Source organism: Psychrobacter sp. M4 (assembly GCF_055699795.1).
Window position 1 is genome coordinate 2373259 of the sequence record NZ_CM146740.1, and the last position, 24686, is coordinate 2397944.

21 protein-coding genes and 1 pseudogene are annotated in these 24686 nt (G+C 43.9%); 13 read left to right on the plus strand and 9 right to left on the minus strand.

Annotated elements, in window-relative coordinates; translation table 11 throughout:
* Positions 1-41: 41 nt before the first annotated feature.
* From ACR63N_RS09775 to ACR63N_RS09800, 6 genes and pseudogenes are all read left to right on the plus strand, one after another.
* On the plus strand, positions 42-1535 hold the full coding sequence (locus ACR63N_RS09775; protein ID WP_367104008.1) for a Na+/H+ antiporter NhaC family protein: 1494 nt from the start codon (positions 42-44) through the stop codon (positions 1533-1535).
* A 162-nt stretch (positions 1536-1697) separates the two neighbouring features.
* Complete coding sequence (aguB, locus tag ACR63N_RS09780) at positions 1698-2567, plus strand: N-carbamoylputrescine amidase (protein WP_367104007.1); 870 nt, start codon at positions 1698-1700, stop codon at positions 2565-2567.
* Positions 2568-2610: 43 nt separating this feature from the next.
* The gene (gene aguA / locus ACR63N_RS09785) at positions 2611-3750 is read left to right on the plus strand and encodes an agmatine deiminase (RefSeq protein ID WP_367107126.1); all 1140 of its coding nucleotides are present in this window, start codon (positions 2611-2613) and stop codon (positions 3748-3750) included.
* Between the two features lie 143 nt (positions 3751-3893).
* Positions 3894-5267 carry an NAD-dependent succinate-semialdehyde dehydrogenase gene (locus tag ACR63N_RS09790; protein ID WP_367109446.1) on the plus strand — a complete coding sequence of 458 codons (1374 nt, stop codon included), beginning with the start codon at positions 3894-3896 and terminating at the stop codon, positions 5265-5267.
* A 103-nt stretch (positions 5268-5370) separates the two neighbouring features.
* Positions 5371-5886 carry a transposase gene (locus ACR63N_RS09795; protein WP_367105913.1) on the plus strand — a complete coding sequence of 172 codons (516 nt, stop codon included), beginning with the start codon at positions 5371-5373 and terminating at the stop codon, positions 5884-5886.
* Positions 5871-6713: pseudogene (locus ACR63N_RS09800) on the plus strand (IS3 family transposase); the annotation flags it as partial. The gene ACR63N_RS09795 and the pseudogene ACR63N_RS09800, both read left to right, overlap by 16 nt.
* A 66-nt stretch (positions 6714-6779) precedes the next feature.
* Here the strand turns inward: ACR63N_RS09800 and ACR63N_RS09805 are convergent.
* From ACR63N_RS09805 to ACR63N_RS09815, 3 genes are all read right to left on the minus strand, one after another.
* Positions 6780-8222 (minus strand): APC family permease, encoded by a 1443-nt coding sequence (locus ACR63N_RS09805; protein WP_367104004.1) that lies wholly within the window; start codon positions 8220-8222, stop codon positions 6780-6782.
* A 247-nt stretch (positions 8223-8469) separates the two neighbouring features.
* Positions 8470-9750 (minus strand): 4-aminobutyrate--2-oxoglutarate transaminase, encoded by a 1281-nt coding sequence (gene gabT, locus ACR63N_RS09810; RefSeq protein ID WP_367104174.1) that lies wholly within the window; start codon positions 9748-9750, stop codon positions 8470-8472.
* A 191-nt stretch (positions 9751-9941) separates the two neighbouring features.
* Positions 9942-11420: an NAD-dependent succinate-semialdehyde dehydrogenase gene (locus tag ACR63N_RS09815; RefSeq protein ID WP_472781932.1), complete on the minus strand. Its 1479-nt coding sequence runs from the start codon at positions 11418-11420 to the stop codon at positions 9942-9944.
* A 201-nt stretch (positions 11421-11621) separates the two neighbouring features.
* On the opposite strand from ACR63N_RS09815, the gene ACR63N_RS09820 reads away from it, so the two are divergent.
* A complete protein-coding gene (locus ACR63N_RS09820; protein WP_367104002.1) occupies positions 11622-12392 on the plus strand; it encodes an IclR family transcriptional regulator in 771 nt (256 codons plus the stop codon).
* Between the two features lie 113 nt (positions 12393-12505).
* Here ACR63N_RS09820 and ACR63N_RS09825 read toward each other — a convergent pair whose 3' ends face one another.
* The 4 genes from ACR63N_RS09825 to ACR63N_RS09840 form a co-directional block, all read right to left on the minus strand.
* Positions 12506-13297: a nuclear transport factor 2 family protein gene (locus ACR63N_RS09825; RefSeq protein WP_367104001.1), complete on the minus strand. Its 792-nt coding sequence runs from the start codon at positions 13295-13297 to the stop codon at positions 12506-12508.
* Between the two features lie 53 nt (positions 13298-13350).
* Entirely contained in the window at positions 13351-14778 is a 1428-nt protein-coding gene (locus ACR63N_RS09830) for an aminobutyraldehyde dehydrogenase (RefSeq protein ID WP_472781933.1), read from the minus strand.
* Between the two features lie 221 nt (positions 14779-14999).
* Positions 15000-16238 (minus strand): CaiB/BaiF CoA transferase family protein, encoded by a 1239-nt coding sequence (locus ACR63N_RS09835; protein ID WP_472781934.1) that lies wholly within the window; start codon positions 16236-16238, stop codon positions 15000-15002.
* Positions 16239-16401: 163 nt separating this feature from the next.
* The gene (locus ACR63N_RS09840) at positions 16402-17604 is read right to left on the minus strand and encodes an acyl-CoA dehydrogenase (protein WP_472781935.1); all 1203 of its coding nucleotides are present in this window, start codon (positions 17602-17604) and stop codon (positions 16402-16404) included.
* Between the two features lie 257 nt (positions 17605-17861).
* Here ACR63N_RS09840 and ACR63N_RS09845 point away from each other — a divergent pair, with 257 nt between their 5' ends.
* Positions 17862-18698 carry an IclR family transcriptional regulator gene (locus tag ACR63N_RS09845; protein ID WP_367103997.1) on the plus strand — a complete coding sequence of 279 codons (837 nt, stop codon included), beginning with the start codon at positions 17862-17864 and terminating at the stop codon, positions 18696-18698.
* Positions 18699-18893: 195 nt separating this feature from the next.
* On the plus strand, positions 18894-19643 hold the full coding sequence (locus tag ACR63N_RS09850) for a hypothetical protein (RefSeq protein ID WP_367103996.1): 750 nt from the start codon (positions 18894-18896) through the stop codon (positions 19641-19643).
* Between the two features lie 18 nt (positions 19644-19661).
* On the opposite strand, the gene ACR63N_RS09855 is transcribed toward ACR63N_RS09850, so the two are convergent.
* Positions 19662-19835 carry a hypothetical protein gene (locus ACR63N_RS09855; protein WP_367103995.1) on the minus strand — a complete coding sequence of 58 codons (174 nt, stop codon included), beginning with the start codon at positions 19833-19835 and terminating at the stop codon, positions 19662-19664.
* Between ACR63N_RS09855 and ACR63N_RS09860 the strand changes: the two genes are divergently transcribed.
* The 3 genes from ACR63N_RS09860 to ACR63N_RS09870 all read left to right on the plus strand — a co-directional run bounded on the left by ACR63N_RS09860 (position 19822) and on the right by ACR63N_RS09870 (position 23033).
* Positions 19822-20088, plus strand: coding sequence for an RNA 3'-terminal phosphate cyclase (locus ACR63N_RS09860; protein ID WP_367110560.1), 267 nt, complete (start codon positions 19822-19824; stop codon positions 20086-20088). The genes ACR63N_RS09855 and ACR63N_RS09860 overlap by 14 nt on opposite strands.
* A 181-nt stretch (positions 20089-20269) precedes the next feature.
* A complete protein-coding gene (locus tag ACR63N_RS09865; RefSeq protein WP_472781936.1) occupies positions 20270-22084 on the plus strand; it encodes an FMN-binding glutamate synthase family protein in 1815 nt (604 codons plus the stop codon).
* Positions 22085-22199: 115 nt separating this feature from the next.
* Positions 22200-23033 carry a phosphodiester glycosidase family protein gene (locus tag ACR63N_RS09870; protein WP_367110480.1) on the plus strand — a complete coding sequence of 278 codons (834 nt, stop codon included), beginning with the start codon at positions 22200-22202 and terminating at the stop codon, positions 23031-23033.
* Positions 23034-23050: 17 nt separating this feature from the next.
* Here the strand turns inward: ACR63N_RS09870 and ACR63N_RS09875 are convergent, their stop codons facing one another.
* Positions 23051-23446, minus strand: a complete 396-nt coding sequence (locus tag ACR63N_RS09875) for a DUF7079 family protein (protein ID WP_472781937.1) — start codon at positions 23444-23446, stop codon at positions 23051-23053.
* A gap of 146 nt (positions 23447-23592) precedes the next feature.
* Here ACR63N_RS09875 and ychF point away from each other — a divergent pair, with 146 nt between their 5' ends.
* On the plus strand, positions 23593-24684 hold the full coding sequence (gene ychF, locus ACR63N_RS09880) for a redox-regulated ATPase YchF (RefSeq protein ID WP_472781938.1): 1092 nt from the start codon (positions 23593-23595) through the stop codon (positions 24682-24684).
* The last annotated feature ends 2 nt before the right edge of the window (positions 24685-24686 follow it).

The following is a 24686-nucleotide window of genomic DNA, read 5'->3' on the forward strand; positions in this document are numbered from 1 at the left end:
ACTGTGGTATAAAAACTTAAGATTTTACAAGGAGTGTAACCATGAATATGAAGCTCAATGATGCTGTGGAACGACAATATCATAATAAACGAGTTTTTCTTACTCTATTAGCAGGCATAGCGATATATCTCGCTTTTACTTGGTTGTCTTTTAGTCGTAGTGGCGAAGAGTCTTGGGGTGCCTTATCTTTACTACCTACGCTGTTAGTATTGGTAACTGCTATCGTATCAAGACGTCCCTTTGAATCAATGATAGCAGGCTGCGTCGCTGGTCTGGTTATGCTCAATCCTTTTGATCTTATCTCCCCTTTTGCAGATAACATGTCGATGGTTTTAGGTAATGAAACCATTATTTGGATTGTACTCGTTTGTGGCTTGATGGGCGGGCTTATCCAATTGCTTGAAATTAGTGGTTGTTTAGATGGCTTTAGCGAATGGCTACAAAAAATTATCAAGTCGCGTCGACAGTCCTTGTTGGCGACTTTTGCTTTAGGGGTCATTGTCTTTATTGATGATTATCTCAACTGTTTAGCTGTCTCAACCTCAGTCAAAAAACTAACGGACGTTTACAAAGTATCACGTGAGAAACTGGCCTATATAGTCGATTCAACCGCTGCGCCGATGTGTATTTTAGTGCCCATCTCTACTTGGGCCGTTTATTTTGCTGGTCTATTGGAAGAAAATGGTGTTGCAGGGGATGGTGATGGTATTACCCTTTATATCAGTGCTATTCCTTATATGGCTTATGCTTGGTTTGCCCTTTTGATTGTGTTTTTGGTCGCTTATGGCATATTAGGTGATTGGGGGCCAATGAAAAAAGCAGAAAAACGTGCTAAAGGTGGTAACCCTGTTCCTGAAGCCTTTGTAGAAGAGCAACTGGTGTCAAACGTCAAAGCTAAGCGCAAATTGTCGTTTAAAGCCAATATTCTTAACTTCGCCTTTCCTATGATCTTGCTCATTATCTCCACGGTTTATTTTGAAATTGATTTACTACGTGGGGCGTTACTAACGTGTTTTGTTACAGTTATTATCTATTGGGTACAAGGTATCTTAAGCTTTGAAACTCAAGTTGAAGCTATCTTCAAAGGCTTTAAAGTGATGTTATATCCGCTCTCAACCGTAGTTGGTGGTTTCTTTTTAAAAGCAATCAATGATGAGCTAGGTATGACCTCTTATGTCATTGAGACCATTACCCCCTATATGACAGTGATGATTTTCCCTGCTGTTATCTTTGCCGTTATGGCGTTTTTAACCTTTGCTACCTCTTCAAGCTGGGGTCTATACGTCCTTGCTATGCCGATTGTATTTCCAATATCTTTAGCACTAGGTGTGAGCACGCCGCTTATGATCGGTGCATTGTTATCAGCTTCTTCATTTGGTAGTCATGCTTGTTTCTTTAGTGACTCGTCGCTACTAGCGGCTCAGGGCGCAGGCTGTTCACCCATGCAACATGCCTTTACGCAGTTTCCCTATGCGATGCTAGGAGCAGGATTGTCCGTTATCACCTTTATAGGTTTAGGGTATGCCATGGCTTGATGTAAAGTATTTAATAATTATTTTGTTAAATATCAGCCGTTAACTCTAAGCTATTAAATCTTAAAATATGGGTAATTGCTAGTTAGTAATTACCCATTACGATTTTATCATTGGCAATTATCACAATCTTTTATAATTAAAAGTTACTAAAAGGAATTAAATATGCGTTCTGTAACCGTTGCTACTACTCAAATGGCTTGTGGTTGGGATAAATCACAAAATATTGCTACTGCTACTGACCTAGTAACCCAAGCTGCTAAGGCGGGTGCCCATATTGTGTTGCTACAAGAGCTGTTCGAAACCCCTTATTTTTGCCAAGTTCACGATTTTGACTATTTTAAATTGGCGACCACAGTAGAAGACAATAGTGCTATTCAACATTTTAAACAATTGGCTAAAGATCTAGAAATTGTCTTGCCCATTAGCTTTTATGAAAAAGCAGGCAATACTTTTTTCAATAGTATCGTGGTTATCGATGCCGATGGTGAGATACTCGGCACTTACCGCAAAACCCATATACCAGATGGTATTCCTTATGCCGAAAAGTTCTACTTTACTCCAGGCGATACCGGCTTTAAGGTTTGGCAAACCAAATACGCCAAGATCGGTGTGGGTATTTGCTGGGATCAGTGGTTTCCTGAGTGTGCGCGTAGTATGGCACTGATGGGTGCTGAGTTATTGTTTTATCCAACCGCCATCGGTGACGAGCCAACTTTAAATATCGACTCAAAAGGACACTGGCAGCGCTGTATGCAAGGTCACGCGGCCGCCAATTTGATGCCAGTCATTGCCTCCAACCGTATTGGCGAAGAAACGATTACTCAAAATGGCAATGACAGCGTTATGGCATTTTATGGTAGCTCTTTTATCACTGATGGACGCGGCGCTATCATAAAAGAAGCATCAACCGATAAAAATGAGTTTATAAGCGCAAGCTTTGACTTGGATAAGCTGGCTCAAGATCGCCAGCAATGGGGCGTTTTCCGCGATCGCCGTCCTTCTATGTATGGCACTTTACTGGGTCATGGCTAGCAGCACGTTGGTATTAGCTTGTTAATTTTATAAGGCAATTATTATGTCATCATTTAAAGAACCTTCTCACTATTCAAACAAAGACTCGTTAATCACAGACTCCACCCCTATCAATGATGACTTTTATATGCCAGCGGAATTTGCGCCAATAGAAAAAGTTTGGATGATATGGCCTTATCGTCCTGATAATTGGCGTGATCAAGCACAGCCTGCCAAAAAGGCTTATAAAGCAGTAGCCCTAGCTATTAATCGCTTCTGTAAAGTTGCTGTATTGGTAAACCCCAATGATTATCAAGCGTGCCGTGATGGCCTAGCCGATGACATCGAAGTCATCTCGATGCCCAGTAACGATGCTTGGGCGCGTGACATCGTCCCGACGTTTTTGGTCAATGATAAAGGTGAGCTGCGTGCTTGTGATTGGATGTTTAACGCTTGGGGCGGCGATTATGATGGTTTGTATGCGCCTTGGGATGACGATGATAAGCTTGCCGCACGCCTGTGCGATCAATTAAGTATTAAGCGCTATCGTACTAAAAACTTTGTGTTAGAAGGCGGCGCTTTTCATGTCGATGGTGAAGGCACGGTACTGACCACGCGCATGTGCTTGCTTAGTCCTGGGCGCAACCCGCATCTTACCGAGCACCAGATTGAAGACAAACTAAAAACCTATCTGGGCGCCCAAAAGGTGCTATGGATTGATGATGGTATTGACCCTGAGGAGACTACAGGGCATATCGATGATATTGCCTGCTTTGCTCGTCCGGGCGAGGTAGTTTGCCTATACACAGAGGACGTGGATCATCCCTTTTATGCCGCCACGCAAAAAGCTTATCAGCAGCTAAACCATATGACAGACGCTAAAGGGCGCTCATTGACCGTTCATAAGCTGTGCTGTACTCAGCAGCCAGTAACCTTACCTAATCATTATGACGTTGTACAGTCTGATGATGCCAAAGTGCGCCAAAGTGGTGATATTTGTATTGCTTCTTACGCTAATTTTTTAATCTGCAATGACGCTATTATTGTACCGCAATATGATGATGCCAACGACAGTTTAGCAATTAATCAGCTTGAAAAAATCTTCCCTCGTCATCAAGTAGTGGGAGTACAAACTAAAGAGATTGTTTTTGGCGGCGGTAATATTCACTGTATTACTCAGCAGCAGCCCGCCGTTAAGCCGTAGTTTTTTAATGTGGTTCGTTGACAGTAGTTTTACTAACCTTCTAAAATAATTAGAAAATAGCTTTACAATTGAGCTTTATAACGTCATTTTAAGTAACGATGGCAAACAACTATCAAAAACGGAATTTAACCCAAGGAATATTTATGAGTGATTATCAAGTAACTAACCCCGCGACTGGTGAAGTAGAAGCCACCTACCCTACTGCCACTGAACAAGATATTCAGCAAGTTATTGAAAAGGCGGAGAATGCCTATAAGGATTGGCGCGGCATAGAGCTTAGTGAGCGTAGTGCCATATTGCATAAGGTTGCTGATATTTATCTTGAGCGTCAAGACGAGCTGGCAGATATCATTGCCAAAGAGATGGGCAAACCGGTGGCTCAAGGTAAAGGTGAGATTGGTTTGGTTGCCGAGATTTATCGCTATTATGCCGATAATGCTGAAAAACTATTGGCTCCAAATAAGATCGATGTTGATGATGGATCAGCTTTTGTAGAAAAATTCCCAGTCGGGGTATTGTTCGGCATCATGCCATGGAACTATCCGCATTATCAGGTAGCGCGCTTTGTGGCACCAAATGCAATGGCAGGTAATACTATTATTCTAAAGCATGCCCCACAGTGCCCGCAAACCGCTGAGGTTATCGTTGATATTTTACGAGATGCAGGCTTACCAGAGGGTGTTTATAATAATATCTTCGCGACCAACGAGCAAGCGGCGACTATTATCCATGATAGTCGAGTTCAAGGAGTATCGTTGACCGGTTCTGAACGTGCGGGGGCAGCCGTTGCTAAAGAAGCGGGCGAGGCTCTTAAGAAAGTCGTATTAGAACTTGGCGGCTCTGATGCCTTTATTGTGGCAGAAGACGCTGATATCGAACAGGCAGTAAAAAACGCTATTACAGGACGTTTTGGTAATACTGGACAGGCCTGTAACGCGGCCAAACGCCTGATCGTTGTTGACGCTGTCCACGACAAGTTCGTTGAAGGCTTTACCGATGCTGTAAAAAATATGAGCCTCTCTGATCCGTTAGATAAGAAAACGTTTATTGGTCCCCTATCTTCGAAGGCGGCGGCTACTAATTTACAACAGCAGCTAGATAGTGCCATACAAGGAGGCGCTACTGTTTTGGTAGAGGGCGGGATGGTTAAAGACAAGCCTGGCGCTTGGTTTAAACCTGCGGTACTTACCGATGTTACTGAATCAATGGATGTCTACCGCGAAGAGCTGTTCGGCCCTGTCGCTGTGATTTATAAAGCAAAAGATATTGAGCAGGCAATTAAGATCGCCAACGACGTGCCTTTTGGTCTGGGGGCTTCTATTCAAACGCAAGATCCAGCATTAGCTACTGAGATCGCTGATAAGTTAGAAGTGGGTATGGTAACCATTAATGCTCCTTCCGGCTCTGAGGCTAACACGCCGTTTGGCGGTGTTAAGCGTTCAGGCTTTGGTCGTGAGCTGGGTCATCTTGGTATTACTGAATTTTTGAACTATAAGCTGATCCGTGATATGTCTTGATCTTTAACTTTTTTTAGAAAAACCAATCTTTAGATCAAGAAAAAGCCTAACAAAATTGTGAACTGCCCCCCATAAGTTGGACACAATTTATGGGGGTTATTTTATGCGTTACGATCTAGACTTTAAGATCAAAGTCATAGCATACTACAAGCAAGGACATAGCGGACATGCTACCAGTGAGAAGTTTTCTGTAAATCCGCGGTTTGTCAGCAAATGGGTCGAGCAATATCAACATGGTGGCATAGACGCTATCAAGCCTAAGGTCGATAGGACTAAATACAGTAGCGACTTTAAGTATAAAGTGCTCGCTGTGATGTTATCAGAAGGACTAAGTCAGTCTGAAACTGCCCTTAGGTTTACTATCAGCTCACCTGCGCTTATTAGCCACTGGCACAACGCTTATCGACACTACGGTATGTCTGGACTCACCTCTAAATATAAAGGTAGTAATCCTATGACCTCTCCTATCACAGACAAACCTGATGAGGACAAGACCCTAGCAGAGCTCAAACGTGAGAACGAGTATCTACGAGCGGAGAATGCGTATTTAAAAAAGCTCGATGCCTTGCTCAGAGCGGAGGAACAAGCAGACAAAAAGCAAGGCTCATCGAAGGACTAAGACAACAGCACGTGTTATCTGACTTACTCACCATAGCAAAGCTTGCAAGGAGTAGTTTCTACTATCATAGAGCGAGTCTTTGGGATAAAGACAAATACGCTCCCTTGAAACAGCGCATCCGTGATATCTACCACCAGCATAAAGGTCGATATGGCTATCGTCGAATCACTCAGACACTTAAGAATGAAGGACTAAAGGTCAACCATAAGCGGGTTGCAAGGCTTATGGGACAGCTTAAGCTGACTGCCAGAATCAGACGACAAAGGTATCGATCCTACAAAGGACAGTGCGGCGTTATAGCTAAGAACAGGGTCAAGCGTAAGTTCAGAGCAGGTGCGCCTAATCGCAGATGGTTTACTGACATCACTGAATTTAAGGTCGGCGGTGATAAGTTGTATCTATCACCCATACTCGATGGCTACAACAATGAGATCATCAGCTACGAGCTTTCAAGACGACCCGTCTATAACTTAGTCAAACAGATGCTTGAGCGTGCCGTTAAAAACATACCTGCAAAGCGCAAAGAGGAGCTCACCCTGCATTCAGATCAAGGCTGGCACTATCAAATGAAACCGTTTGCAAGTACGCTTAGAGCGAATCATATTAATCAAAGTATGAGCCGTAAGGGTAATTGCTTAGACAATGCATTGATGGAAGGGTTCTTTGGTACGCTCAAATGTGAGACGATTTATATTGAGAAACCGAATACCATTGAGGATTTAGAGCAACAGATTCATGAGTATATCCACTACTATAATCATGAGAGAATTCAACTTAAACTAAAAGGACTGAGTCCTGTAAAGTACAGAACTCAGTCCTTGATGTAAACTTAAACTGTCCAAGTTTAGGGGGTCAGTTCATTGTTAGGCTTTTTTATGTTTGAGATTCAAAGATTACCTTTTAGTAGGATTCTGTGTTAACCAGTGCTGATTCACTACTTTTAACTCCTCAAGCTCCTTATTCATGACTACTTTGCTCTTACCTGGATTTTTGATCGACTCATAAGCAAAGAAGATGATACCGAGAATAGTCCAGCCAATAAAGATCGACCACTCAATGCCACTAAGCGCAGATGGCATACCGGGTAGATATAGTACAAATAGGCCTAGGCTTAGAATAATAGTCACAATACCGACCACTTTACCCGCAGGAATTTTAAACGGACGTACCATATTAGGCTCACGATAACGCAACACCAAAAATGACAAGGCAACTAAGGTGTAAGCAATAACAACGCCAAAACCACCAGCGGTCACAATCCAGACGAGCATCTTGCGACCAAACAGCGGTGCCAGTGTCGCAAGGCCACCAATCAACAAGATAGCATTGATAGGGGTATTGTGTCTGGGATGCAATTTACTTAAAAATGCTGGTAACATATGGGTTTTGGACATGGCATAAAGTAGACGGCTACCACCGATTAAAAAGGCGTTCCAGCTCGACATGATACCCAGTACGCCACCGATGACTAATAACACGCCTGCCCATTTACCTTGCCAAGCGGTCTCCATGGCATCAGCGGTACCCAGCGTAGAGGTTTCCGCTAGCGCTAAAGGTAAGGTTACGCCTACACTCCAAATGACCGCAATATACCAGATGACTGCGACAATTAAAGAGATAATTAAGAACTTACCAATGTTAGGACGAGTTAAGTCCATCTCTTCTGCGGCCTGCGGAATGACATCGAAACCTACAAACATAAAGGGTACCATGACGATGACCGCCATAATGCCACCAATGCCACCGATGAACGCTGGCGATAATGGAGCACTATTATTCTCAGGCGTAAACAATACTGCCCCGACAAACAATAAGACACCAACGAGCAAAATACCTGCCACGGCTGTCTTTTGGAACCAAGCGCTGACCTCTAGACCACGAGTGTTCAACCATGTCACCAGTATAGAGCCTGCCATACCAACGCCTGCCCACGTGGCATAGACATCCCAACCTGCTACATTCCATAAATACCCTTGATTATAATTGGGTATGAGGTATTCTACGACCGTCGGTAACGCCACAGCCTCAAAGGCAACCACAGATAAGTAACCAAAGAGCATGCTCCATGAACATATAAAAGAGACGTTAACACCCAATGCACGATGCGTGTAAGTGTGCTCTCCGCCTGTGATCGGCATAGATGCACATAGCTCGGCATAAGTGACCCCGATCAGCACGACCGCAATACCACCGATTAAAAACGCGCTAATCGCGCCCCAAGTACCTGCTGAAACCACCCAGCCACTGGCCAAGACGACCCAGCCCCAACCGACCATAGCCCCGAATGCTAAGGCGATAATATCGATTACCCCTAGCGACTTTTTCATTACAGACATAACTTATTCCTTGTTTATGTGTCATCCATGTAAATTTTTTATAATCGTTGTTAGTAGCTGTTCAGTAAATCATCTATTGATAAAGCGCCATGTCAGTCTTTTTGAACACAAGCCCTTTAATAAATACCTTTTAAATAGAGCAAATAAAAACAGCACCTTGTTGTACAAGGCGCTGTTCTAAAGTATTTATTCAAAATAAAACATTCTGATAGCAGCCTTACTAAACTATATTATCTCAAATATCTACTTAGGCGGATAATATTTTTCCGATAATATCAAGACCTTCTTGTAGCACCTCATCTTCAACGGTCAGTGGTACCATCACACGAATCGCGTTGCCATGCATACCACAAGAAGCCAATAATAAGCCGTGCTCAAAAGCTTTTGTTTTTAGATTAGCAGTTGCATCAGTGTCAGGCTTACCTTCGCTATCAATTAACTCAAATGCGAGCATCGCGCCTTTATAGCGAATATTACCAATGCTATCAAGGTTTAAGTCCTTTAAGAAAGCACCAACCTTGTTGCCAATCTCGACACTGCGCTCAAGTAAGTTTTCTTCTTCAATAATGTCTATAACAGCTAGAGCGGCTACACAGGCTAGCGGGTTACCAGAGTAAGTACCACCAAGGCCACCCACTTGCGGTGCGTCCATAATATCAGCACGGCCAATAACCGCAGAGATCGGATAACCACCAGCCAAGCTCTTAGCACTGGTCATAAGGTCAGGCTCAACACCTAACTGCTCGCCGGCAAATAAAGTACCGGTTCTGGCAAAGCCGCACTGCACTTCATCAAAAATCAATACGATACCGTGCTCATCGCAGATCTCGCGTAGCGCTTTGGCAAATGATGGCGTTACTTGATGAAAACCGCCTTCACCTTGTACCGGCTCAATGATCATTGCTGCCACTTCACTTGGATCGATATCGGCTTGGAATATCATCTCAAGACTATGCAAAGCTTGCTCTTCGGTGACATTTAGCTCTTCAGCTGGAAATAGCGCGTGAAAAACAGGACCTGGCATCGGGCCAAAGTTCTTTTTGTATGGCAGTACTTTACCCGTTAGGCTCATGCACATCAATGTACGACCATGCCAGCCGCCAACGAAAGAGATGACACCGGGACGACCAGTTTTGGCACGAGCGATTTTAATGGAGTTTTCAACCGCTTCAGCACCAGTAGTCAAAAAGAACGCTTTTTTAGCACCGCTGATTGGCGCTTTTTCACAAAGCTTTTCTGCAAGCTCAACATAGCATTCATAGTTGATCATTTGCGCGGCAGTATGGGTGAATTTATCCACTTGCTCATGGACACGCTGGATAATCTTAGGATGACTGTGACCAGTATTAAGTACCGAGATGCCACCAACAAAATCGATATAGCGATTGCCTTCGATATCCCAAACTTCTGAGTTTTTGGCTTTTTCAGCAAAAATAGGAAAAGCTACGCCAAGTCCTGTTGGCAGTACCGCTTTACGGCGCTGTAGTAGCGAGTCGTTAGTAGTCTGTTTATCATTGCTAGTGCGCATATTATCGGTATGCTGGGTGTCATGACGATCAATTGTAGTAGACATAAGGATATCCTATTCTTGAGTTAATATCTTTTTGGTTAATAGTGTCTTTAGTTAAGTCACTTTAATGAAGTCACTTTAGTTAAGTCACTTGAATACTTAGCGTTGTAGTCTCTAGTATTGTAATAATAAGGTTTTAATGATCTAAATTAGCTGATATCAGAGCACCAGTATTTAGTTGATACATACTCTTCAATACCATATTTTGAGCCTTCACGGCCAAAGCCTGATTGCTTAACGCCACCAAACGGAGCGACCTCAGTTGAGATAAGACCTGTATTATGACCAATAATACCGTACTCAAGGCTTTCGGTAACTCGCCATGAGCGTGCATAGTCGCCACTATAGAAGTAAGCCGCTAGGCCATAAATAGTGTCATTGGCGCGGCGAATGACTTCTTCTTCGTCTTTAAAGATAAATATCGTTGCAATAGGACCAAAGATCTCTTCGTGACTAATATCCATATCAGAGTTAAGATCAGTGATGACCGTTGGATTAAAGCTTAGTTTCGAGGCGTCATTGGTATCACCACCTGCAACTAAGGTCGCCCCTTTATCTAGTGCATCTTTAAGTAATTCTTGTACTTTTTCAAGGCCGCCTTCATTGATCAAAGGCCCAATATCCACGCCCTCTTTCATACCATCGCCGACCTTTAGCGCTTTAACTTTTTGGACAAAGACCTCTAAAAACTTATCTTTGACACTCTCTTGCACATAAACGCGGTTGGCGCAAACACAGGTTTGACCCGCATTACGGAATTTTGAGGCGATCAGGCCATCAGCTGCTTTTTCAAGATCAGCATCATCAAAGACGATAAAAGGCGCGTTACCACCAAGCTCCAATGATAATTTTTTGATCGTTGGCGCGCACTGAGCCATTAGGGTACGACCCACTTCGGTGGAGCCAGTGAAGGAGAGTTTATGTATACGACTATCACCAGTTAATATCTCGCCGATAACAGAGGATTTACCAGTGACCACTTGGACGACGCCTGCTGGAATACCCGCTTGCTCAGCTAAAGAAGCAAGCGCTAGGGCAGAAAATGGCGTTTCGGTCGCCGGTTTGATAATCATGGTACAACCTGCAGCTAAAGCCGGTCCTACTTTACGAGTAATCATCGCCGCTGGAAAGTTCCAAGGCGTGATAGCAGCTGACACTCCAACGGGCTGCTTTAAGATCACATGGCGCAGCTGCGACTTATTGGCAGGGATCACATCACCGTAAACGCGCTTACCTTCTTCGGCAAACCAGCGAATAAAGCTGTTAGCATAACCGATTTCACCGCGCGACTCAGTTAGTGGTTTACCTTGCTCGGCGGTCATAAGCACAGCTAAATCTTCTTGGTTTTCATCGATCAGATCTGCCCACTTTAGTAACAAGGTGGCGCGCTCTTGCGCTGTTTTGGCTGCCCATGAGTCTTGTACTTGATCGGCATAAGCGACAGCATCTTCAACATCTTGTTTGGTTAAGCTTGGTACGGTACCGATAAGCTCGCCACTGAACGGATTGGTGACATCGATGGTTGCACCATCACTAGCATCTTGCCAGCTGTCTTTGATAAAACATTGTTGTTTGAGCAGGTCCGGATTTGAGAGTTTCAGTGAGGTTTGTGAAGTAGCTTGGGGCATAGCAACGTTCCTTGTAGTTTATGTCAATAGTGTATGTAGTAGGAGTTTGATAAAAAATAGAGGTATATAATTATTGATAAATTGTTAATCGTTCAATATACTGAACAACTATTCTCTATATTAGATTTTATTATAAGAATGAATGCTGATACTTTGCAACCCTTATTCCTCTTTTATTTTTTTATTTATTAAGGTCAACTTATGAGCACGACGGCGGTTCCAGCCCTAGACAAAACTTTTCAAATCTTAGACTTAATTACAGCTAATCCGCAGCCTTTGACCGCAGCACAAATCGCTAAGCAATTACAGCTTGCGCGTAGCTCCACGCATAATATTTTGCAAAGTCTGTTGTCTAAACACGTCATCTATAAAGATGCTGAAAGCCGCTTTCATCTAGGCTCCTACCTGCTCTATTGGGCAGGTAAATACGAGCAGCAGCAGGGTATTATTCAGCTGTTCAAGGATTTAATCATGCAATACCCTGTGCTATTACAGCATACCGTTACTCTATCCAAACTAGACATGGGCGAAGTAGTTTTTTTGACCTGTCATGAAGCGCCAGCTCCGCTAGGATTTACTTTTCGTGCTGGCGTACGCGTACCAGCGGTATTTTCAGCTACAGGTAAAGCCATGCTTTCAACGCTATCGATGCCAGCCATCGAATCTTTGTATGATGGTAATTTTCCAGCACCGCTCACCTCGAATGGTGTCGATAACTTCACTGATTTATCAAAAGAGTTTGCCGCTATCCATAATAGCCGTATCTCACTTGACGACGGTCAACTGCGTGAGGGTATGTACTGCTTGGGCACTTATATTCGTAATGCCTCCGGTAACGCTATCGCGGGCATGGCAGTAAGCTTCTTGCAAGCAGAGTATGAAGTCAAACGCGAGGAAGTCAGTGCGGTACTTATTGAGCTTGCTCAGCAGATTGAACAGCATCTAGGCTTTATTACAGCCCAATCAGCTTGAAGTATTGAATAAATTTATGTTAAAAGTAAAACTGGAACAGCGTCTTTATAAAAATACTGTTCCAGACTATCAAAATAATAAGACTTCATTACCTAAATAAAGTAATAAATTCTTTAAGACTCCGTCGATATAAACGCACCATGACGATGTGCGAGCTTATCATCAGATGGCACAGGCGCAATCGCATCCCATAATTCAACCACATGATCATCCTCAATACGCCACAGCTCACAGAACGCATGGCGCTCACCGCCAATTGAACCCTCAGAATGCGTCAAGACGAAGTTTCCATCAGCGACAGTACGATGCAGCGTGTCATAGGTCAGTGCGCTATCCTCTCGTTTTAGCTCTTCTAAAAACTCAATCATGTTCGTAACACCATCAGCGATGTCTCCGGAGTGCTGTGTAAAAGTACCATCTGGACGCGCGAATCTGTCCATGGAGCGGTAATCCTGTGCCTGCAGAAAAGTGTGCCATATCGCTTTTGCAAATGCACGATTGGCTTCAGTATCCACTGACTCATCGATCTTAGTCGGCCCGTCTAATTGAGTATGGCCGGACCCATTAGGCGGCGTCTCAGTGACGAGCACATCCCAGTGTTCAACGATTTTGCCATCGGCAACGCGATAAATATCGAAGCCGACGTATAGCTCATTCGGATCTAGCCCAGGGTAAGAACCGTGCAAGGCGACCAATCCTTTTGCTTCGTCCACTAACACGCGTACCACATCATGGCGCATATCAGGAGCATCTGCGACAAGATCTCTCAAACCTTGCAGCCCCTCTGCAATGAGCGGTGAGTGCTCGACGTAATCAGCTGAAAAGTTACGCTCTAGAGTAGTCACATCATGCTCGGTAAAAAGCTCCCTGTCAGCAGTAACCACGAGCTTACGAATATCAGTCATGTCAACTTTCTCCTTTCATATTGACTTCTATGCTATGTTTGCAAGGTTTGCAATCATTCCATTGAGCTCATGACATGCTTGATTCGGGTATACTCCTCTACACCGTACCTAGATAAATCTTTACCATTACCAGAGTTTTTGAAACCTCCATGGGGCATCTCTGCGACAAGAGGAACGTGGCAGTTAATCCAGACACAGCCAAAATCTAAGTCCCGCGATACCCGCAGTGCACGAGCGTGATCCTTGGTCCACACTGAAGACGCTAGACCGTACTCTACGTCATTGGACATACGTACTGCTTCTTCCTCTGTTGAGAACGTCTGCAGCGTAATGACAGGCCCGAAAATCTCGTCTTGGATGACCTCATCGTCCTGACGCAAACCGTCAATTATAGTCGGTTCGAAGAAAAATCCTGACATATCTTGGTCTCGTTTACCGCCAGTCGCTACCGTAGCATGGACAGGTAGGCGCTCTAAAAAACCCTCAATCCGCTCAAGTTGGCCTGCGTTGTTGAGTGGCCCATACAGGATATCATCCTTCTCCGGGGTTCCGTATCTCGTAGCCTTGGCAGCCTTAACCAGCTTAGCGAGGAAGTCATCATGGACTGATTCATGAACCAGAAGCCGAGTAGACGCTGTACAGTCTTGACCGGCGTTAAAAAAACCAGTCTCAGTAAGATTGGCCGCGGCGGCGTCCAGATCAGCATCATCGAAGACCACACATGGAGCCTTACCTCCCAGCTCCAAATGTACTTGAGTTAGATTTTTTGCTGCAGCGGCGGCGACTGCCTTACCCGCTTGCACAGAACCGGTGATGGCCACCAGCCCAGGCACTTTCGAGCTTGCTATTAAAGCACCCGTCTTGCCGTTACCCAACACCACGTTAAATGTGCCTTCAGGCAAAAACTCCGCTGCAATCTCTGCTAACAATAGCGTGGAATCAGGAGTGGTTTCCGATGGTTTTAGGACAATAGTGTTGCCAGCTGCAAGCGCAGGCCCAATTTTCCAAACCGCCATCATAAGCGGATAGTTCCATGGGGTAATCTGTCCTACAACGCCGATCGGTTCGCGGCGCAGCGCTGAGTTAAAACCTTCCAAGTATTCGCCCGATGGCACTCCATTTAGCATGCGTGCTGCGCCAGCAAAAAAACGTAGCTGATCGACACTACCATCTATCTCTTCTGAAGCAATCAAATACTTCGGTTGACCAGTGTTGCGAGCTTGAGCATCTATTAGCTCGTCACGACGCGCTGCTATGGCGTCGGCGATCTTTAGTATCGCTGCTTGTCGCTCTGAAGGAGTGGTGCGACCCCAAGTAGCCGTGGCAGCCTTGGCCGCCGCGTATGCTTCCTCGACATCCTGCTCATTGGATATTGAAGACTGACCAATACTCTCGCCAGTAGTAGGATCAATCAGATCAAAAGTCTCTGAGTTGTGGGATTTGACGTATTTGTTATTAACGAAATTCTGACGCTGATTCATCCTGTTCTCCTAATAACTATGATTGATAATATCAAAGCTAGCACGGTTCAGATGCTATTGCAAACGAGAGCTAAAGAGATTGTTAAGATGAGTAAATTCAAACTGTTAGCTTTATATTATCTAAACAAAATGAATTGTCAAAGTTGCTAAGCACTTCATGCCTTACGATAAGTAAAGATGAAAGTTTGTAGCTTCAACAGCGACAGTATCGTTAACATCAATCAAACAATCCCACCTGCTTTAAGCTTAGCGATCATCTCACTGTCATAACCTAAATTTGCTAAAGTCTCATCGGTATGCTCGCTTAAATTTGGCGGCGGCGTGCGATAACTAACTGGAGACTCTGATAATTTTATCGGATTACCCAGCGCTCTGACCGGACTGCCCTGCTCGCTAAAATCGACAATCATCTCGCGTGCCTGTGCTTGTGGCATCGCCAAAGCCTCGCTTATATCGTTAATTGGCCCGCAAGGAATGCCCGCTTTGTTCAGTGCATCAAGCCAATGATGGCGTGTCTGCTCGGCAAACTTGTCAGCCAGCCAATCACACAGCAATTTACGGTTTTCAACTCGTGCCGGATTGGTCGCAAAACGCTTATTTTCATACCAATCAACGTCTAAAACCTGACAAAGCCTTGCAAACTGTTGGTCATTGCCGCAAGCCAAAATAAAATGCTGCTCGCCTGCGCCTGCAAATACCTGATAAGGGACGATATTGGGATGCTGGTTGCCAAGTCTTGGTGGCACCTTACCTGATGCTAAGTGATTCATACCGACGTTCGCCAGCATCGCAAGCGCACTATCTAGTAGCGCCACATCGACATGCTGTCCGCGTCCGGTACGCTGACGGGCGATCAGCGCCGCTTGAATACCGATAGTTAATTGTAATCCGGCAAATAAATCTACGACCGCCACACCAACTTTATGCGGTTCACCATCACTTGGGCCGGTGATGCTCATCAGTCCTGATAGACCTTGGACTATATAATCATAACCTGGTCGCCTAGCATCAGGACCTGTCTGACCAAAACCGGTTAGCGAGGCATAGATCAGGCGCGGATTATTCTCTTTAAGGCTGTCATAATCCAAGCCGTACTTCTCAAGCCCGCCAACCTTAAAGTTCTCCACCAAAATATCGCTATCAGCGGCAAGCTGCTTGATAATTTTTTGACCCTCAAGGGTGGTGATATCTACCGTTAAGGATTTTTTATTACGGTTGATGGTCGCGTAATAAGCAGAAGTATGATCACTAAAAGCTGGCGGCGACCAGTGGCGGGTCTCATCGCCAATACCTGGACGCTCAATCTTAACTACCTCTGCACCCAAGTCCGCGAGTACTTGCGTAGCAGAAGGCCCAGCTAGCACTCTGGATAAATCAAGCACTTTGATTCCGTGTAAAGCCCCTTGCTTGTCATTATTAGCAGCGTCATTGCTCTGATTATTACTATCTATTTTGTCCATAGTATTCTCTTCATTCTTAGTTTATTTTGCTATTTTTTTAAATGGCACTTTTTTATTACTTAATCCAAAACTAAAAAACGTACGCCAGTGTTAAGCGTTTAACAGCCAAACAGTAGCGTACGTTTTAGGATAACTTTTAGCTTGTGGTAGCTAAATTAAAGAGTTAGAAGAATGCCTGAATACCCGTCTGTGCACGGCCTAAGATTAGCGCATGAATATCATGAGTACCTTCATAAGTATTGACCGCCTCTAAATTCATAACATGACGAATAATGTGATACTCATCAGAGATACCGTTACCGCCGTGCATATCACGAGCCACGCGTGCAATATCGAGTGCTTTACCGCAGTTGTTGCGTTTGATTAGCGATATCATCTCAGGCGCGGCGTTGTGCTCATCCATCAAACGACCAACGCGCAGTGCTGCTTGCAGACCAAGAGCGATCTCGGTTTGCATATTGGCAAGCTTTAATTGCACAAGCTGTGTCGCTGCTAATGGACGACCAAACTGTTTACGATCAAGAGTGTACTGACGCGAGGCTTTCCAGCAAAAATCAGCGGCGCCCATTGAACCCCAAGCGATACCATAGCGTGCCTTATTTAAGCAGCCAAACGGACCACTTAATCCGCGAATATCTGGGAACGCATTAGCTTCTGGTACGAATACCTTGTCCATCACAATCTCACCAGTGACTGAGGCGCGTAATGAGAATTTGCCTTCAATCTTTGGTGCTGACAAGCCTTTCATGCCTTTATCTAGAATAAAGCCGCGAATCTTGTCTTCATCGTCTTTAGCCCAAACCACGAACACGTCAGCGATAGGGCTGTTGGTGATCCACATTTTGTTACCAGTCAGCTCATAACCGCCATCAACACTGCGTGCGCGCGTTGACATAGAAGCCGGGTCTGATCCTGAATCAGGTTCCGTTAAACCAAAGCAGCCAACGTATTCGCCTGTTGCCAGCTTAGGTAGATACTTCTCGCGTTGCTCTTCGGTACCGTACTCATGTATAGGATGCATCACCAGGCTTGACTGCACACTCATCGCTGAGCGGTAGCCTGAATCCACAGCTTCGATCTCTTTGGCAATCAGACCATAAGCGACGCTAGATAATCCTGCGCAGCCATAACCGTCAATAGTGACACCAAGCAGGCCCATCTCGCCCATCTGACGCATGATATTGCGATCAAAAGTCTCATTACGGTTCGCTTGTAAGATACCAGGCATGAGCTCTTTTTGGAAAAACTGATGGGCACTATCAGTAACCATACGCTCTTCATCGGTCAACTGGTCGCGCAGCAAAAACGGATCTTCCCAATCAAAACTTGGGCTTGAGCTGGTACGTGGATTGGTAATAGGGGCCATGTCATACTCCTTGACGGGTTGGTGTAAGGCTTGTTTGCCTAAATGAATTAAAACTTGGATAGCTAAAAAATAGAATGTTGTAGCAAGAACTGAAAAAGCTTATTTGACAAACTAGTTCCACTATGTGAAACTTAGTTTCATAATATGTACTATTAAAGCAAAAATTGGTTAGTTTGTAAACTATTTATTAAAACTTATTTATTCTTGTTCTCAAAATTTATTAACCAAAAATTTTTCATCAAAAATATGGATATAAAATGACAGCTATAGCCTTAGAACCGAAACTAACTGACTCTTTGTTGGAAAAAACCTGCGATAAACTTAATCAAAGTAAGATAAGTGAAGATAGACAGTTTGTCACTGCTCTTGGACGCGGTTTGGCTTTATTAGCAGCGTTTGAGCATCATGAAACGCTTAGCCATCAAGAATTATGTCAGATGAGCGGTCTACCTAAAGCGACCGTTACGCGGCTCATTTATACTCTAACCACGCTTGGTTTTTTACGCACTACAATGCAAGGTCAGTATCAATTAGGGAGCAGCGCAGTGCGTCTAAGCGCTATAGCTTGGAGTCGCTATGATGTGGTAGCGCTTGCCGAACCACTGCTACGCCAATTTGCTATGGAAAATGAGGTTTCAGTAAATCTGGCTACGGAGATCGAAGGGGAAATGCGCTATTTGGCTTGTTATCGCAGCCCTACCCGGCTATCAATTAATCTACAAGTCGGCTCGGCTGTTCCTATCGATAAAACGGCTATTGGACGAGCTTTTTATGCGACAAGCTTGCCTAATCGACAAAAGATTATTGATAACCATCTGCAAGAACAGTTATATGAGGCTGAGTATCAACAAGCGCAAAATTTGCTGAACGATGCGCAAAATTACTATAAAAAGCACGGTTATACGTTATCTGATGGTGAGTTCTCACCCGATATTTTAGCAGTCGCAGTTGGCGTGTTTGATGTGGCAACCGGACAATACGAATATTCGCTTAATGCCAGTGTGCCAAGGGCGAACTGGGATAGTGAAGAATATGCGGCGACAATTGTGCCAAAATTGCAGGCTTTGGCGGAGCGAATTGGGCGTGGGGATTAAAAAAGTTGAGAATTCATAAGCTGGTACTTTAGCCCAGCATTGTCACTCTGCATAATTTTGAGCTAGATTAAAGTACCATTTTACAGTTTCAAGCGAATAAAAAGTGAACAAATATAATGTATTTTATCAACTCTAGGATTTGGAAAAGATTATAATAAAAATCATAGCTCCTATCAATCTATGCAGAGACATTATATGAATATTAATAAAGTGCTTATAACTATACCTTTACTCTTTTTATCAGTAAGCTCTTTTGCTATTTTAAATGCAGATAATCAAATATTAAGACTAAATGTATTATCTGACCTAGATGGTAAATATAGTGTTGAAAAAGTCAAAATTTGCTCAACTAGTAAAAAGTGCCTTTCTTATAATTTAAACAAAAACGTTCATTTATTACCTAAAAAAAATGGCGATGCAAACTTTATAGGAGCCATAAGTGTACCTATAGGTTCTAAAATAAACTATATTGATTTTGAAAACAGTGTTAAAAATAAAAATGGCATTAATGGTCGCCTAAATCTTGCTAAACCTTTAACTATTGAAGAGCATTTAAATTATCAGGCTCTATTTGGACTCAGAAATATTAGCTCAAGCTTGTATCCTGCTACGGTCAATACTCACTATTATCGTAAAGGGTTAAAAACGCTTTTTTACAATCCAACCTCTGCTCTAAAGGCCAATTTAGATAAAGGTGTCACACTTAAAATTCCTGCTCATGCTTTAAAAGAACCACAGATTTTCACAGTGGCTATTCATGATGTAGGGCAAAAAGTGCCTATGGTTGACTTACTTCCCTATATTGAACTCGAAAAAAACTTCACACTCAGTTTTTCGCAATCACTTAGAAAAGGTCAATCTACTAATAATAGTAAGGGTGCAATGTTAATGACCAATCGTACACAGGTTTTTGACGAAGGTTCCTTTAGTTTGCAGACTCTGTAAAAGTAACGACTTAGAATCCTACCCCAACTCATCAAACTTCAAATTAAACTTCATAAGATACTTACGCAAACGATCACTATCATTAGGACTTTTTAGCTTATCTCGCGAGTTTGCATATAGATAGCGTCCTGCTCTACTGTTTGCTAATACGGATACCAGTAAAACATCGACAATCAAAATCAAAGGCGGCACGCATAACCCTTTGGCGCCAACTACCAATTTTTTGCAGCAAGCGTTTGTCCCTGCTCTAGCTAGATATGGCATGAAGATTGGTGTTAAGTGCTTGCAAGCAGGCTTTGCGCCTATCGGTGGCAGCGAGTTTAGTACCCGTTTTATCAGCCAACATACCGAAACCCAAGCATGGCTGATTGAGCAGTTCTTACCCGTATCGATCACGTTTAAAACTACTGACAAACAGAAGACTTTAGTATATGTAGGGTGTTAAAACCTTATGAAAATAAGCATCTTATTAGCATACCGTTACTCAATTAATAGCAAGCCGTGATATCATAAGTACATGATATTTGCGATAAATATGTGACTTAATTATCTAATTAGCTCACATCATATATCGCGTTTTTATTTTTCATATTTATATTGTCTATACTTAATAGTTGAGCGTTGCTATGCCCCAATCTCGTACCAATCTAAACCCTGAACCCAAAACCAGCTCGCCTTATCTAGTCGGCGTACTACTGCGCTACAGTACCTTTGGTGCGGCTATATTTCTGTTCTTAGCAGGGCTCTTGTTGATAAATTGGTGGCTAATTGTGCTTGGCGGTTTGGCAGTAGCTTTAGGTATTTATGACTTAATCCAGTCCAAACATGCCATATTGCGAAACTATCCGGTTGCCGGTCACATTCGCTATGTCCTTGAGGACTTTCGTCCTGAGATTCGTCAGTATTTACTTGAGGATGATAAAGAGCAAGTACCATTTTCGCGCCAGCAGCGCGCACTGGTGTACCAGCGGTCCAAAAACGTTAGCGATACCAATGCCTTTGGCACCTTAAACGACCTGTATAAGCATGGTAAAGAGTGGTTTTTGCAGTCTGCGATTAGTGCGCCTTTAGACAATCAAGACTTTCGCATTATCGTTGGCAATGAGCACTGTCAGCAGCCGCATGATATGTCGGTATTTAATATCTCCGCGATGAGCTTTGGGAGCCTATCGGCCAATGCGATTATGGCGCTCAATCAAGGCGCCAAAATGGGCGGCTTTACTCACGATACTGGAGAGGGCGCGATCAGCCCTTATCATCGCAAGTTTGGCGGCGATTTGATTTGGGAGATTGGTACGGGTTATTTTGGTTGCCGCGATAGCGAGGGCAATTTTAGTTTACAGTCTTTTGCCGAAAAAGCCGTTGATCCACAAGTGAAGATGATTGAGATTAAGCTCTCACAGGGTGCAAAACCCGGTAAAGGCGGTGTCCTACCAACGGAGAAAATCACCCAAGAGATCGCTGAGACCCGTGAAGTACCGATGGGTCAAGACTGTATCTCGCCGGCTTCACATAGCGCTTTTAGTACGCCGCGTGAACTGGTGGCTTTTTGGCAGCAGCTACGTGAAGCGTCAGGTGGTAAACCAGTCGGCTTTAAATTATGCATCGGTCAACCATGGCAATTTATGGCTATTGTTAAGGCCATGATTGAAGCCGATAACTATCCTGATTTTATCGTTGTGGACGGCGCTGAAGGCGGTACAGGAGCGGCGCCCGTTGAGTTTATGGACAATGTTGGCATGCCCATGGCAGATGGGTTTTTAGTGGTGCACAATACCTTGGTTGGCGCTGGTATTCGCGATAAAATCAAAATTGGCGTTAGCGGTAAGATTGTCTCGGGATTTGATATCGCGCGGATGATTGCTTTGGGCGCAGATTGGTGTAATTCGGCACGCGGTTTTATGTTTGCGGTTGGCTGTATTCAGTCGCGCTCATGCCATACCAATACGTGCCCCACAGGCGTTGCCACCCAAGACCCTTATCGCCAAAAAGCGCTTGATGTACCTAGTAAAGCGGAGCGCGTGGCAAGTTTTCATAAAAACACGCTTAAGTCTCTAGCCAACATTGTAGGTGCGGTAGGACTTGAGCATCCCAGCCAGCTGCAACCTTATCATATCGCGCGGCGCTTGGATGATGGACAGATTAAACTGTTATCGAAGTTCTTTTACTTCACGGATAAAGGCGCGCTACTCGATGGCAGTGCCCGTGCTGATATTTTCAATCAAATGTGGGTGATGGCAGACCCCCAGACTTTTTTGCCCAATAACGATGCGCTAATTGCTTATAACAAAGACTCACGCGATAAAGGTAAAGAAACCAGCGCGCCTACAGAACAAACTGTCGATGATGACTTCATTGATCCTAGTGGTATGGTGGGTAATGTCAATCATACTTTTCGTGATCTACCAGAGATGTCAGACAGCGCTGACACCTCAAATTAAACCATAAACAGTATATAAATAGTCAGTAGGTAACATAGTCAGCATACAAAAAGTAGTAAAGGGGCGACAAAATCGCTTATAATTCGTGATCTTTAACCTACAAGATCAGTGATTGATGCCGCGCCTTATTTTTACTACCCCTGTTTGGTTCAACCCTATTCATCTAGTCGCTCTAGCTTTGATTACCTTAACCATAAATGCTTGTCAGCCCAATCCATTGAACAACTCATCAATGGATTGGTCGTGTCAAACTCACGATAAACCCTTCAGTTATAGTGTTTGTGGTATTGATAAGCAGGTACTTGGCGGTGATGATTCTCAATACCAATTACAGTTATTTTGGCAACAACCCAATTATAATCAGCCCCTACTCACTTTTGATAATTTGCTAAATACCTTACCCAATTCGCAAACCCTTACTTTTGCAATGAACGCTGGTATGTATAATGAAGATTACGCACCGATCGGTTATACGGTCATCGCAGGTGAAGAGAGACGCGCGCTAAATCTTAATGAGGGCGGTGGCAATTTTCATTTATTGCCCAATGGCGTGATGTGGTGGGATCACTCTGGTAATGTCCAAATTACAGAAAGTCATGCGCTAGATGGTCAGCTTAAAAGAGATCAAGCTAAGCCTTGGTATGCCACCCAGTCAGGACCTATGCTGGTAATCGACGGCACCATTCACTCTGAGTTCAATCCAGAGAGTACTTCGCTTAAGTTTCGTAATGGCGCAGGTGTGTGCAATGATGGGAGCGTGCAGTTTGTTAATAGCGAAGAGCCAGTTAGCTTTTATCAATTTGCCGCGCTGTTTAAAGAAGATTTAGATTGTGACAACGCGCTGTTTTTGGACGGCGGTATTGCTTCGGCACTTTATGCACCCAGTATCAATAAGTATGATAAAAAAGAGATGGGCGTAATGATTGGCGTAGTCCAAAGTAAAGAATAACTTTTTGAGCTTTAATCCTAAAAATCATAATTTTGTAAGTCATTTACATGCTTCTTTTGGGCTCGGCGCATTCTGGCCATTAGCTTTAACCAGTCTCGCTTTAAAAAGATTTTATATAGCTTTATTTTTAATAAAACTTTGCGCCGATAAAACCCGTTAGACTGCATTTTTTCTAAATGCTGCGCTACGCTTGAGAGGACATAATCCTCACTAAACCTTTCACAAACCGTTGGCGCAGGCATTAGTAAGTTGCTCATACAGACCGGGGCTAGTTCATAAAACAAGATATGTTCTACTTCACTGATCGTTAAATGAACAACTTGATTGGCTATATGTTCATGATCGATATCATGGTCAACGAACAAGTCCGACAATGCCATCCATACCGCTTCTTTATTGTTCAAGCTTCTCATAGTTTTACCTTAATGTCGCATTTTTATCAATGCTACCCTTAGAAATTAGCACATCTATACGCCCGCTAACAGTTAAACTTTGCTACAATAGCGCCAATTTTTATTCCACACTACACTATATTATACTAATTGATTGAGAGACCATTATGGGATTCAACTGCGGTATCGTCGGCCTGCCAAACGTCGGTAAATCAACTTTATTTAATGCCTTGACCAAAGCGGGAATCGCCGCTGAAAACTTTCCTTTTTGTACCAAAGATCCTAACACCGGTATCGTACCGGTACCCGATCCGCGCCTCAAAGCGCTCGCTGACATTGTTAATCCTGAGCGTGTATTACCCACTACCATGGAATTTGTAGATATCGCTGGCCTTGTCGCAGGCGCGTCCAAAGGCGAAGGCATGGGTAATCAGTTCTTAGCCAATATTCGTGAGACCGATGCTATCGCGCATGTAGTACGCTGCTTCGATGATGACAACGTCGTCCACGTCGATGGCCGCGTCAGCCCCATTGATGATATCGAAACAATTAATACTGAATTGGCTTTGGCTGATCTTGAAGCGGTTGAGCGCGCAATCCACAACCAAACCAAAAAGGCCAAAGGCGGTGATAAAGACGCGCAAGCATTGCTTGAGGTGTTCAAAAAAGTCGAGCCATTATTAGCAGAAGGCCGAGCTGCGCGCGTAGCCAATTTGGATGCTGATGAGAAAAAGCTCATTCGCAGCTATGGTTTAATTACCCTAAAACCCATTATGTATATTGCTAATGTCTCTGAGGATGGCTTTGAAAATAATCCTTATCTCGACGCTGTCCGCGATTACGCTACGGGTGATGAGTCTATTGTCATCGCTTTGTGCAATCAGATCGAAGCTGAGATCGCGCAGCTTGATGAGTCTGATAAGCAAGACTTTTTGGATGAGATGGGCATGGAAGAGGCAGGTCTCGATCAAGTGATTCGCGGCGGCTATGATCTACTTGATATGCAGACTTACTTTACTGCTGGGGTTAAAGAAGTGCGCGCTTGGACGGTTGAGATTGGGGCGACGGCTCCACAAGCGGCAAGCGTTATTCATACTGATTTTGAGCGCGGTTTTATTCGCGCTGAGGTCATCGCCTATGATGATTTTATCAAATACAATGGCGAAAAAGGCGCGGCGGCGGCTGGTAAAATGCGTTTAGAGGGCAAAACTTATATCGTGCAAGATGGCGATGTCATGCACTTTAGATTTAACGTTTAAAT

Bases quoted from the DNA above. Each gene is read 5' to 3' on its own strand.
- aguA (WP_367107126.1), top strand. From the start codon at position 2,611: ATGTCATCATTTAAAGAACCTTCTCACTATTCAAACAAAGACTCGTTA.
- ACR63N_RS09845 (WP_367103997.1), top strand. From the start codon at position 17,862: ATGACAGCTATAGCCTTAGAACCGAAACTAACTGACTCTTTGTTGGAA.
- ACR63N_RS09825 (WP_367104001.1), bottom strand. From the start codon at position 13,297: ATGACTGATATTCGTAAGCTCGTGGTTACTGCTGACAGGGAGCTTTTT.
- aguB (WP_367104007.1), top strand. From the start codon at position 1,698: ATGCGTTCTGTAACCGTTGCTACTACTCAAATGGCTTGTGGTTGGGAT.
- ACR63N_RS09830 (WP_472781933.1), bottom strand. From the start codon at position 14,778: ATGAATCAGCGTCAGAATTTCGTTAATAACAAATACGTCAAATCCCAC.
- ACR63N_RS09820 (WP_367104002.1), top strand. From the start codon at position 11,622: ATGAGCACGACGGCGGTTCCAGCCCTAGACAAAACTTTTCAAATCTTA.
- ychF (WP_472781938.1), top strand. From the start codon at position 23,593: ATGGGATTCAACTGCGGTATCGTCGGCCTGCCAAACGTCGGTAAATCA.
- ACR63N_RS09835 (WP_472781934.1), bottom strand. From the start codon at position 16,238: ATGGACAAAATAGATAGTAATAATCAGAGCAATGACGCTGCTAATAAT.
- ACR63N_RS09795 (WP_367105913.1), top strand. From the start codon at position 5,371: ATGCGTTACGATCTAGACTTTAAGATCAAAGTCATAGCATACTACAAG.
- ACR63N_RS09850 (WP_367103996.1), top strand. From the start codon at position 18,894: ATGAATATTAATAAAGTGCTTATAACTATACCTTTACTCTTTTTATCA.
- ACR63N_RS09840 (WP_472781935.1), bottom strand. From the start codon at position 17,604: ATGGCCCCTATTACCAATCCACGTACCAGCTCAAGCCCAAGTTTTGAT.
- ACR63N_RS09865 (WP_472781936.1), top strand. From the start codon at position 20,270: ATGCCCCAATCTCGTACCAATCTAAACCCTGAACCCAAAACCAGCTCG.
- ACR63N_RS09790 (WP_367109446.1), top strand. From the start codon at position 3,894: ATGAGTGATTATCAAGTAACTAACCCCGCGACTGGTGAAGTAGAAGCC.
- ACR63N_RS09775 (WP_367104008.1), top strand. From the start codon at position 42: ATGAATATGAAGCTCAATGATGCTGTGGAACGACAATATCATAATAAA.
- ACR63N_RS09815 (WP_472781932.1), bottom strand. From the start codon at position 11,420: ATGCCCCAAGCTACTTCACAAACCTCACTGAAACTCTCAAATCCGGAC.
- gabT (WP_367104174.1), bottom strand. From the start codon at position 9,750: ATGCGCACTAGCAATGATAAACAGACTACTAACGACTCGCTACTACAG.
- ACR63N_RS09875 (WP_472781937.1), bottom strand. From the start codon at position 23,446: ATGAGAAGCTTGAACAATAAAGAAGCGGTATGGATGGCATTGTCGGAC.
- ACR63N_RS09870 (WP_367110480.1), top strand. From the start codon at position 22,200: ATGCCGCGCCTTATTTTTACTACCCCTGTTTGGTTCAACCCTATTCAT.
- ACR63N_RS09805 (WP_367104004.1), bottom strand. From the start codon at position 8,222: ATGTCTGTAATGAAAAAGTCGCTAGGGGTAATCGATATTATCGCCTTA.